This window comes from Paenibacillus sp. P4_A7 (assembly GCF_056402455.1).
In genome coordinates this window covers 22574-33388 of the sequence record NZ_JBFUHJ010000034.1, presented here as the reverse complement: position 1 = coordinate 33388, position 10815 = coordinate 22574, and the positions used below count along the sequence as shown (strand labels likewise).

Below are 10815 nucleotides of genomic sequence, written 5' to 3'. Positions count from 1 at the left end.
GTGGATGATTATACCGAGAAGACCGCAGGTACCTTCTTATCCGTGAAGGATGGCAAGGTAGACTTCGTAGCGAACAAAGAAGAGTGGAAGCAAGGGCTTGAATACTTAAATAAATTGTATAAAGAAGGCTTGATCGACCCTGCTGCATTCACACAAAATGCCGACGCCATTCAGCAGCTGGCAAACCGTGAACCGGATAACATTATGGGGGCTGTAACGACGGCGCTCCTAAGCTATGGCTACAACATGTCGGATACGCAGCCTCGTCATAAAGATTATGTGGTGCTGCCGCCGCTTAAAGGACCGAATGGCGTTCAACAATCACTTAACTTTGCTGGCATCAGCAAATCGCAATTTGCGATTACCAACAAAGCGACAGAAGAGCAGCAGATCGCTGCCATACGTTTAGCTGATTATTTGTACACAGAGGAAGCTATCGTATTACAGGAGAATGGTCCTGAAAATAAAGGCTGGCGCAAGGCGACGGATGGGGAATTGGACATCGATGGCAATCAGGCAAAATACACATCCATTCCAGGAGAGAAAAAACAAACGCATAACGATGGTTGGGAACAAATAGGTCCTTCACTACGCACTTATGAGTACCGTTCTTCTTGGACATCAAGTCAGGATATGCTTGCAGATGGCGGCTATGGAACACGATTGAATACAGAATCGAAGAAAAATGAACCGTATCATTCCAAAGAGATGTATCCGAACAGTGTATTCATCGCTGAAGAGGATGCTGAAATTTCAGCACAGCTGAAGACAACGATTTTGGATTATACAAAGTCAAATATGGCGCAGTTTATTACGGGCTCCAAAAACATCGGCAAGGATTGGGAGGCTTATGTGAAGGGATTTGACGGTTTGCAGCTAGGTCAGTATATCGAAATCTATCAAAAGGCATTAGCCGTCAAATAACGTAATATAATGCAATCATAATGAATGTTTCAAAGGAAAAAAGGCCTTTCCGCAGACATGCAATGTCGGGAAAGGCCTGATTTATATGAATCCTAGGAGGTTTTTTCTACAATGAGTGATACAACCCTTACTAGCCAGCAAGACGATAACGAGGAACAAGAATTGCATGAAGGCGTACATAATTTCAGCAGTGAGCAGGATTGGGTGCGTCCCGAAAATCCAATTACACTGGAGCGTTTAGAATGGTTTCAAGATCAGAAGCTGGCGCTGATGATGCATTGGGGGCCATATTCACAGCTCGGTGTGGTTGAGTCTTGGGCACTCAGTGATGAAGATGCGGAATGGTCGCGCGAGGGTATTGACTGGGAGACGGACGGAGAAGAATTCAAGCGCCAATATTTCGGTTTGAATAAGACATTTAATCCGGTTCGTTTTCAGCCTGAGGTATGGGCGGATTTAGCTGAAGAAGGCGGGTTTAAATATTTGATTTTTACTACAAAGCATCATGACGGTTTCTGTATGTGGGATACGAAAACAACGGCTTACCGAGTTACCGACGAGAAAACGCCATTCCACACCCATAAATATGCGGATATATGCAGCCATTTATTCGATGCTTTTAGGGAAAAAGGCTTGGCTATCGCCGCGTATTTCTCCAAAGCCGATTGGCATACACCTTATTATTGGGCTCCAGATATGGAACGGAGTCTCACGAATACAAGGCGGGGTCCTACGTATGATCCTAAGCAAAATCCTGAGTTGTGGAACCAATTCGTCGAATTTACACATGAACAGATTACTGAATTATTAACTAAATACGGCCGTATTGATGTATTATGGCTGGATGCCGGCTGGGTGAATGCAGGGCGAATCGGGCAGGACATTCGCCTTGGAGAAGTAGTGGAGAAAGCTAGGGAACATCAGCCGTGGCTGCTTTCAGCAGATCGTACGGTAGGAGGAGCGTATGAGAACTACGTAACTCCCGAGCAGACGATTCCTACTACTGCCATGCACGTACCATGGGAAAGTTGTATTACGATGGGAACCTCTTTTTCCTTCCGATACGAGGATAAATACAAGCCAACACGCCAAATCGTGAAGATTCTGCTAGAGGTCGTTGCAAAAGGCGGGAATTTAGCGTTGAACGTTGCTCCGCAGCCCGATGGCAGGCTGCCGGAAGGCGCGATAGAGCGTATGAAGGAATTAGGAGCATGGCTGAAAGTGTACGGTGAATCCATTTATGGCACACGCATTTGTGCTCCGTATTATACAGGGACTCACTCCTTTACTCAAAAAGGTGATACGGTCTATTGCTCTTACCTGTACCCTTCTGCAGATACTGAGATGCCTACAGCCATTCAAATTCCATTTACTGATTCATTGGATAAGATTGAGCTGCTCGGTATGGAAGGGGATTTGAGCTGGACATTTGTGGAGGCTGGAATTCTAGTTCAACTGCCGCAGGCTGCCATTTCGAAAGAGGCGCCAATCGCACATGTGTTTCGAATGAAGAGGTCATCTAAATAAAAAAAATAGCTGTCCAACTGCAAAATGATGTAAGCAGTTGGACAGCTATTTTTTAATCTATAACTTGCTTACTTAGCCACAAAAGAGGCAGCATCGACTTTGTGAACCTGGTCGATGGTTCCGCCTCCGAGACATACTTCACCGTCGTAGAGAACGACAGCTTGTCCAGGCGTAACAGCTTTCTGAGGGCTATCAAATACAATATGTGCTGATCCATCTGCCTGCATCGTTACGGTTACGCCTTGATCCTGCTGCCGATACCTGAATTTAGCGGTGCATCGGATTGGAAGCTCATGTACGTCAGGGACGATCCAATTCAATCCGCTAGCTGTTAAGCTGGATGAGTAGAGGCTAGGATGCTGTTCTCCTTGCACGACATACAAAATATTTTGAGCTAAATCCTTGTCAGAAACAAACCAAGGCTCTCCTGATCCCGACCCGCCAATGCCAAGACCTTGACGTTGACCAAGCGTGTAATACATTAAGCCGTCATGACGGCCTTTCTTCTCACCAGTGCGAATGTCAATCATATCACCTGGCTGAGCAGGTAAATATCCGCTAAGAAAGGTTTTGAAATTCCGTTCCCCGATGAAACAAACCCCGGTACTATCTTTTTTCTTAGCCGTATATAAGCCAGCGGCTTCAGCAATGCGGCGAACCTCAGGCTTTGGCAAATGACCGATTGGGAACATCGCTTTCTCAAGCTGACGCTGATTCAGAGCACTTAGAAAATAGGATTGATCCTTGTTGGAATCAACGCCGCGCAGCAGCTTGGTAACGCCGTCCTCCGAGCGTTCTACCTGCGCATAATGCCCAGTCGCTAGATAGTCTGCACCAAGTTCTATAGCACGCTGCAGAAAATCACCGAACTTAATTTCTCGATTACACATTACGTCAGGATTAGGCGTACGTCCGCGTTTGTACTCATCAAGAAAATAAGTAAATACCTTATCAAAGTATTGCTGTTCAAAATTTACGGTATAATAAGGGATGCCAATTTGCTCACATACGCGGCGGACGTCTTCCGAATCCTCTTCCGCAGTACATTGACCGAATTCATCGGTGTCATCCCAGTTTTTCATAAAAATACCGACAACATCATAGCCTTGCTCCTTAAGCAGCAGTGCGGTTACAGAAGAATCGACCCCGCCTGACATTCCGACAACAACTCTTGTCGAAGCTTTTGGTTTATCCATATTAAACACCACCTTGTTCATTCAACCTCTATTATTGTATCATAGACACCATATTTTTTCATGAAGTGGACAAGCTTTTTCCACACGATCCCCGTCGGATATGTTAACATATAAGTGAAATGGGAATACAATGATTTAATATGGCTTTTGCGAAAACATAAAAAGAAATCGTAACAAGCATAAACGAACGAAATAAATAGAAAGAGGTGCGACCTTGAAAATATCAACGAAAGGCCGTTATGGCTTAACTATTATGATGGAGCTTGCAGTGAAATTTGGTGAAGGCCCAACCTCACTCAAAAGTATTGCAGAACGAAACCAGCTTTCAGAGCATTATTTGGAGCAATTAGTAGCACCATTGCGAAATGCGGGCTTAGTAAAAAGTGTTCGAGGTGCTTACGGCGGATACATATTGTCGAAGGATCCAGAAACGATAACTTCAGGAGACATTATTCGTATTCTTGAGGGGCCGATATCGCCTGTTGATTTTACAGAGGAAGATGACCCAGCAAAACGTCAATTATGGCTGCGAATTCGCGACAGCATCGCAGATGTGCTTGATTCAACTACACTAGCTGATTTGATATCGTTCGAGGACGCAGGTAAACCAGATAGCTATATGTTCTATATCTAAAAAGGAAGTTAACTATGAAAACTTATTATTTCGATCATGCCGCAACAACACCCATGCATCAAGATGTAGCAAAAGCTATACTGGAGCAAATGCAGGGGCCAGGAGGTAACTCATCCAGTATGCATCAATACGGTCGCGCCGCTAAGCAGCAGCTTAGTCGTTCGCGCGATCGTATTTCTGCTGCATTAAATTGTAAATCTACTGAACTGCTATTTACCTCCGGAGGTACAGAGAGCGATAATGCCGCATTAATAGGAGCGGCTCGCGCACAGCTTAAAGCAGGAAAAAATCATATCATTACATCAGCTGGTGAACACCATGCTGTTCTAGATACCTGTGAATGGCTAAGCAAGGAAGAGGGCTTCGATCTTACGGTATTGCCGATAGATAGCAGCGGAAGAAATACAGCTGAACAAGTCAAGGCAGCTATGACGCCGGCAACTGGACTCGTCAGCATCATGCATGGCAATAACGAGATAGGAACCTTGCAGCCAATCGAGGAAATCGGCACTGTTGTGAAAGCAGGCGGTGCTTTATTCCATGTTGATGCGGTACAAACGCTAGGATGGGTGAGATACAACCTAAATGAGCTGCCAGTAGACTTGATGAGCTTCTCAGCACACAAAATTAATGGTCCGCAAGGTGTAGGGGCCCTTTATATAGCTAACGGCACACCTTTTGAACCTATATCACATGGTGGGTTGCAGGAAAGAAAACGTCGCGCTGGTACAGAAAATGTGGCAGGTATTACCGGATTTGCTAAAGCAGTTGACATTTATGTGAACGAACGAGAAAATAAGCAACCTTTTATGGACGAGCTTCGTAATAGATGGATAAGCTTATTGAAAGAGCATATCCGAGAGATACCGATTGTTGTCAACGGCAATGAACAGCATCACTTGCCTCATATCGTCAACATTAGCTTTATTGGCGTTGATACAGAGACGATGCTTATGAACCTTGATATGGAAGGTATTGCAGCTGCAAGCGGCTCGGCGTGCACTTCAGGAGCTCTTGAGAGATCACATGTACTGCGTGCAATGAACCTATCGCAGGATCAAATACAATCTGCTGTAAGATTTAGCTTCGGTTTGGGGAATACTTTGGAGGAATTAGAAGATGCCGCATGTATAGTTGCGAAGATCGTGAGGCGTATTCGTAATAACTACTAGSAGGACTCCGGCTAAGCGTGATTAAACTTCAACAGCTTATTGGACTTCCCGTTATCGTTATCCATTCAGGCAAACACGTAGGAACCGTAAAGGATGCCTGGTTCGACGAACATTGGCAGCTTAATGGTCTTATACTCGATGATGCAAAGTGGTTCGTGTCATCAGTTAAAGTTGTAGGATGGTCTGACGTATTGACATGCGGCGAAGATGTGGTGATTATATCGAATGATGAAGCATTGATTCGGATGAAAACGAAGCAATTGCTGCGTTCTTTCTACACAGGGCTTGTTAAATTAAAGGATGTACCCGTCGTGACCGTTCAAGGATTACAACTTGGTCGCGTATCGGATGTTTATTTTCATCCATTTCAGGGTACACAGATAGTAGGCTATGAGCTTACGGACGGTTTTATTTCGGATCTGATGGAAGGACGCAAATGGTTAAAGGCGCCTATTGATCCAGATTCCGTGTTACTTGGGGAAGACGCGATCATTGTTCCAGCTGTCAGTGAAGCGGAATTGGAGCCCGTCGCAGCTTCCAATTTCAAAAAATAGGGAGAAATGAAAGATGATGAGATGTCCGAACTGTAATTCGAAAGATATTGGTAAAATTGGTTCCCATCAGTTTTATTGCTGGGGCTGCTTCATAGAGCTGACCGTTAACGGCGACAAAATGTCGGTCTACCAAGTGGAAGAGGACGGCACGTTAAGTTCGCTGGACGACTTGTTCTTTGAAGAAGAGATGCCGGAAATTCACGTTAACTAATCAAACGAATACTAAATATATAAAAATTAAAAGACGGTCAATGGCCGTCTTTTTTTTGCTGTTTAAGGATGAATGGAGACGCTTGTACATATACTGAACTAGGATCGGCTGTGGCTTTCAGCCGAATTGCGAGATGACAGTGCGGGGGTGAGGACGGTGGAGCGCTTTACAAACAACCGTCTGTTTGTATGGTTGGTATATGTTATTTTAGGATTAATCGCTATTTATTTTTGCTTACTCATCAAACCGCTTATCGTAAACGTTTATGTGTTTCTGAAGGCGGTATTAGCACCGTTTCTGATAGCGATGATTATTTCTTATGTGCTAAATCCAATCGTGACGATGCTGCATGAGAGAAAAGTGCCCAGGACGATTGCCGTGCTGCTTATTTATGCCGTTTTTTGTGCAGCTATTACAGTGATTCTCATTAATTTAATACCTATGTTCATTAATCAAGTACAGGAATTAAATCAGCATGTTCCCGAGCTCTCTATTCGCGCCCAAAACTTGGTTACGGATATAAACAATACATCGTTCTTGCCTGACAGTATAAGGAGTGGAATGAATAAAGCGCTAGTAAGTATGGAGAAAAAGATGTCAGAGACCTTGTTTAACTTTTTAAACAATATCGGCTCAATGCTGAATGCGGTGTTCATTGGGTTTATCATTCCATTTCTCGCCTTCTACATATTAAAGGACTTCGATGTGTTTGAGAGAACCGTGATCACTTATGTACCGAAGTCCCATCGCAAAAACACGGTTAGACTGTTAAAGGATATCGATTCGGCGCTCGGCAGTTACATTCGGGGGCAATTTCTAGTCTGCGTTATCGTTGGTATCCTGGCTTATACGGGCTACTTATTAATAGGGATGCCTTATGCTTTGCTGCTAGCGAGCATAGTCGCTATTACGAATGTAATTCCCTATTTAGGTCCTTTTTTTGGAGCGGCACCAGCCTTGTTGATGGCATCTACGGTATCGATAAAAATGGTTCTGTTTGTGGCCATTGTCAATACAGCTTGCCAAATACTTGAGGGTAACGTTATTTCTCCGCAGGTTGTTGGACGAACGCTGCATATGCATCCTTTATCGATTATTTTCGCGTTGCTCGTAGGCGGCCAAATTGCAGGTATTGTCGGTATGATATTAGCTGTTCCGATATTTGCCGTTTGTAAAGTGATTGTACAGCATATGTTTGCCTATTATGTGCGCCGAAAGATTATTTGACAGGTGCTGCGGCGGTAGCTATAATTTTAGCATAATGCTGTAGCATGGATAAAACGTTGACGAAATGAAGTAAGCCAATGCCCGTTAGCCAGAGAGAAAGCTTCTTCGCGAGTGCTCGATTATGAGCATGAAGCGTCGGTTGAGAAAGCTTTTATGACGAAGAGTGGCCGAAAGCTCTTTTCGGAGTGTGAATGAACTTCGCCGGGTGGACCCGTTATTGTCCAATGAAGGCGATTGCGTGCTTGAACATGGGCGCAATAACCAGGGTGGTACCGCGAATTTATTCGTCCCTGTCTATGACAGGGGCGTTTTTTTGTTTTTTTGGGCTTAGGAATAATGTTTGTGAAGTAAAACTTTAAGTTAATGCTTACGAAGTGAGTTTTACTTCGTAAAACTTTAGGAGGGTAAACTATAATGAAAGCTAGTGAAATACGCGCGAAGTGGCTTGCTTTTTTTGAAAGCAAAGCACACAAAATTGAACCAAGTGCATCGCTTGTTCCACATAATGATCCATCATTACTTTGGATTAATGCTGGGATGGCGCCATTAAAAGCTTATTTTGATGGACGTATTGTGCCTGAAAATCCACGGATTACGAATTCACAGAAGTGTATTCGGACAAATGACATCGAGAATGTCGGCAAGACACGCCGTCACCATACTTTTTTTGAAATGCTTGGAAATTTCTCGATCGGTGATTACTTTAAAGAAGAAGCTATTACATGGGCTTGGGAGTTTCTAACTGAACCTCAATGGATTGGTTTCGACCCAGACCGCCTTTCCGTTACGGTATATCCAGAGGATGTAGAAGCTTTTGAATTCTGGAACAAGAAGATTGGTTTACCTGCTGAGCGTATCTATAAATTAGAGGAGAATTTCTGGGATATCGGTGAGGGCCCTTGTGGACCTTGTACGGAAATATTCTATGATCGCGGCGATAAGTATGGTGATTTGTCCGATCCAGAATGCTGGCCGGGTGGAGAAAATGAACGTTTCCTCGAAGTATGGAACGTTGTGTTCTCCCAATTCAATCACAATAAAGACGGCAGCTATACGCCGCTACCAATCAAAAACATTGATACAGGCGCGGGACTAGAGCGATTTGCTTCAATTTTGCAAGATGTGGATTCCAACTTTGATACTGATTTATTCCGTCCAATCATTGATCGCACATGTGCAATCGCAAAAGTGAGCTATAAGGTAAATGAGGATTTCGACGTTGCCCTTAAAGTCATTGCTGATCACATTCGGACAGTAGCATTTGCTGTTGGTGATGGTGTAATGCCGTCCAATGAAGGCCGAGGTTATATCATTCGTCGACTGCTTCGTCGTGCAGTTCGCTACGGAAAGACTATCGGGATTGATCGTCCGTTCTTGCATGAGCTGACTGGCGTTGTCGGCGAGGTTATGGGCGTTTACTATCCAGAGGTAGTAGAGAAGCGTGAGTTTATCGAGCGTGTTATTCGGACGGAGGAAGAACGTTTCCATGAAACGTTGTCCGATGGTTTGGCTATGTTGTCAGATCTCGTAGATACCGCAAGTAAAGCAGGAAATAAAGAAATCAATGGCGATGATGCTTTCCGTTTATACGATACGTATGGCTTCCCTTTTGACTTGACAGAGGATTTTGCTGTAGAGCATGGTATGACTGTCGATCGCGCTGGCTTTGACGCAGCAATGGAAGCACAGCGTGAACGAGCTCGTGCAGCTCGTCAGGATACTGGCAGCATGAAGGTACAAGGTGGACCGCTTGGTGATTTTACGATTAAAAGTGAATTTTTTGGCTATAATGAATGGGTGACTGATTCCAAAATTATTGCTATCGTTCTTGATGGTTCACTAGTTGATTTGGCTGGAGAAGGCAGCAAGGTAGCGGTTATTCTTGATCACACACCTTTCTATGCGGAAAGCGGAGGACAGATTGGAGACCGTGGAACGATTAAAGGTAAAGGATTTACGCTTCAAGTAGAGGACGTAACGAAGGCGCCGCATGGTCAAAGCGTTCATCATGCTGTTGTAACTTCAGGAACTGCACGTTCGGGAGAAGTTGTTGAAGCGGCAATTGCAAAAGCAAACCGTGACGATATTATTAAGAATCATACAGCTACACATTTACTTCATAAAGCACTCAAAGATGTGCTTGGCGATCATGTAAATCAAGCAGGCTCTCTTGTTGAAGCAGAACGCTTGCGTTTCGACTTCTCACACTTTGGCAGCATTACTGCTGAGGAGCTTGTCGATATTGAGCGCCGAGTTAATGAACAAATTTGGCTAGGTACTGCAGTCACCATTGATATCAAAACATTGAATGAAGCAAAAGCTATGGGAGCAATGGCTTTGTTCGGTGAAAAATATGGCGATGAAGTTCGCGTCGTACAGGTAGGCAGCTACAGCTTAGAGCTATGCGGCGGCTGTCATGTAGGCAACACCTCACAAATAGGTTTGTTCAAGCTTTTAAGTGAGAGCGGTATTGGATCTGGTGTACGAAGAATTGAAGCCGTTACTGGCAAACATGCCTACAACTACTTAGAGAGTCAGCTTGATCTTTTGAAGCAGTCAGCTGCTCTTTTGAAATCGAATACTGTAGACGTGCCAAAACGTATCGAAGCGTTGTTCGGACAAGTTAAAGAGCTTTCGCGTGACAATGAATCACTTCAAGCGAAGCTGAGCAGAATAGAAGCCGGGTCTCTCGATGCAAGTGCAAAAATAGTAAATGGTATTACTGTACTATGCGCTAAAGTCAATGCTCCTACAATGGACGCGCTTCGTGGCATCGTTGATGAGTTAAAACTGAAGCAAGAGTCAAGTGTTATTGTGCTTGGCGCGATTCAGGATGATAAGGTGAACTTGGCAGCAGCAGTTTCTGCTGATCTAGTTAAGAAGGGCTTCCATGCTGGGAAAATCGTAAAAGAAGCAGCAGTTCACTGCGGCGGCAGCGGTGGCGGTCGCCCTGATATGGCACAAGCAGGCGGCAAAGATGTGGCCAAATTGGACGAAGCTTTGAAACTTGTAGAAGAACTAGTTCTTAGCCAAACAAGTGTGATATAATAAAAAATGAATATCTCATTGAAAAGCGGTATGGAAAGTGAGGTGCTGGCGATGAGTTCCATGGACAATACAATGAAGTTTAACGTGAAGGCGGAAGGGATGGAATCTTCCTCCGAGGACATTCTGCTTACTGTGTATGAAGCGCTTCTTGAGAAAGAGTACAACCCGATTAACCAGATCGTTGGGTATTTGCTGTCCGGAGATCCCGCGTATATCCCGCGGCATAACAACGCCAGAAGCTTAATTCGCAAGAAGGAACGAGACGAACTTATTGAAGAACTCGTTCGGTTTTATTTGAATCACAAGAAACAATAATAATTAG

At 44.2% G+C, this 10815-nt stretch carries 10 protein-coding genes; 9 read left to right on the top strand and 1 reads right to left on the bottom strand.

Translation table 11 applies throughout. The features are described from left to right. Together AC1DWN_RS07950 and AC1DWN_RS07945 are read left to right on the top strand one after the other, a co-directional pair. Positions 1-924, top strand: a 924-nt coding sequence (locus AC1DWN_RS07950) for a type 2 periplasmic-binding domain-containing protein (protein ID WP_477558361.1), incomplete at its 5' end; no start/stop codon positions are given. Between the two features lie 111 nt (positions 925-1035). Then, positions 1036-2451: an alpha-L-fucosidase gene (locus tag AC1DWN_RS07945; protein ID WP_477558360.1), complete on the top strand. Its 1416-nt coding sequence runs from the start codon at positions 1036-1038 to the stop codon at positions 2449-2451. Positions 2452-2519: 68 nt separating this feature from the next. Here the strand turns inward: AC1DWN_RS07945 and mnmA are convergent, their stop codons facing one another. Beyond that, positions 2520-3647, bottom strand: a complete 1128-nt coding sequence (mnmA, locus tag AC1DWN_RS07940) for a tRNA 2-thiouridine(34) synthase MnmA (RefSeq protein ID WP_477558359.1) — start codon at positions 3645-3647, stop codon at positions 2520-2522. Between the two features lie 214 nt (positions 3648-3861). Between mnmA and cymR the strand changes: the two genes are divergently transcribed. The 7 genes from cymR (at position 3862) to AC1DWN_RS07905 (ending at position 10808) form a co-directional block, all read left to right on the top strand. Beyond that, complete coding sequence (gene cymR / locus AC1DWN_RS07935; protein ID WP_477558358.1) at positions 3862-4281, top strand: cysteine metabolism transcriptional regulator CymR; 420 nt, start codon at positions 3862-3864, stop codon at positions 4279-4281. A 14-nt stretch (positions 4282-4295) separates the two neighbouring features. Then, positions 4296-5453, top strand: a complete 1158-nt coding sequence (locus tag AC1DWN_RS07930) for a cysteine desulfurase family protein (protein WP_477558357.1) — start codon at positions 4296-4298, stop codon at positions 5451-5453. Between the two features lie 17 nt (positions 5454-5470). Beyond that, positions 5471-6007 carry a PRC-barrel domain-containing protein gene (locus tag AC1DWN_RS07925; protein WP_477558356.1) on the top strand — a complete coding sequence of 179 codons (537 nt, stop codon included), beginning with the start codon at positions 5471-5473 and terminating at the stop codon, positions 6005-6007. Between the two features lie 13 nt (positions 6008-6020). After that, positions 6021-6218, top strand: a complete 198-nt coding sequence (locus tag AC1DWN_RS07920; RefSeq protein ID WP_477558355.1) for a hypothetical protein — start codon at positions 6021-6023, stop codon at positions 6216-6218. Between the two features lie 156 nt (positions 6219-6374). Then, on the top strand, positions 6375-7445 hold the full coding sequence (locus AC1DWN_RS07915; protein ID WP_477558354.1) for an AI-2E family transporter: 1071 nt from the start codon (positions 6375-6377) through the stop codon (positions 7443-7445). Between the two features lie 414 nt (positions 7446-7859). Then, the gene (gene alaS, locus AC1DWN_RS07910; RefSeq protein ID WP_477558353.1) at positions 7860-10493 is read left to right on the top strand and encodes an alanine--tRNA ligase; all 2634 of its coding nucleotides are present in this window, start codon (positions 7860-7862) and stop codon (positions 10491-10493) included. A 51-nt stretch (positions 10494-10544) separates the two neighbouring features. Further along, positions 10545-10808, top strand: coding sequence for an IreB family regulatory phosphoprotein (locus tag AC1DWN_RS07905; protein ID WP_477558364.1), 264 nt, complete (start codon positions 10545-10547; stop codon positions 10806-10808). Positions 10809-10815 lie beyond the last annotated feature (7 nt).

Bases quoted from the DNA above. Each gene is read 5' to 3' on its own strand.
- AC1DWN_RS07945 (WP_477558360.1), top strand. From the start codon at position 1,036: ATGAGTGATACAACCCTTACTAGCCAGCAAGACGATAACGAGGAACAA.
- mnmA (WP_477558359.1), bottom strand. From the start codon at position 3,647: ATGGATAAACCAAAAGCTTCGACAAGAGTTGTTGTCGGAATGTCAGGC.
- AC1DWN_RS07930 (WP_477558357.1), top strand. From the start codon at position 4,296: ATGAAAACTTATTATTTCGATCATGCCGCAACAACACCCATGCATCAA.
- AC1DWN_RS07920 (WP_477558355.1), top strand. From the start codon at position 6,021: ATGATGAGATGTCCGAACTGTAATTCGAAAGATATTGGTAAAATTGGT.
- alaS (WP_477558353.1), top strand. From the start codon at position 7,860: ATGAAAGCTAGTGAAATACGCGCGAAGTGGCTTGCTTTTTTTGAAAGC.
- AC1DWN_RS07905 (WP_477558364.1), top strand. From the start codon at position 10,545: ATGAGTTCCATGGACAATACAATGAAGTTTAACGTGAAGGCGGAAGGG.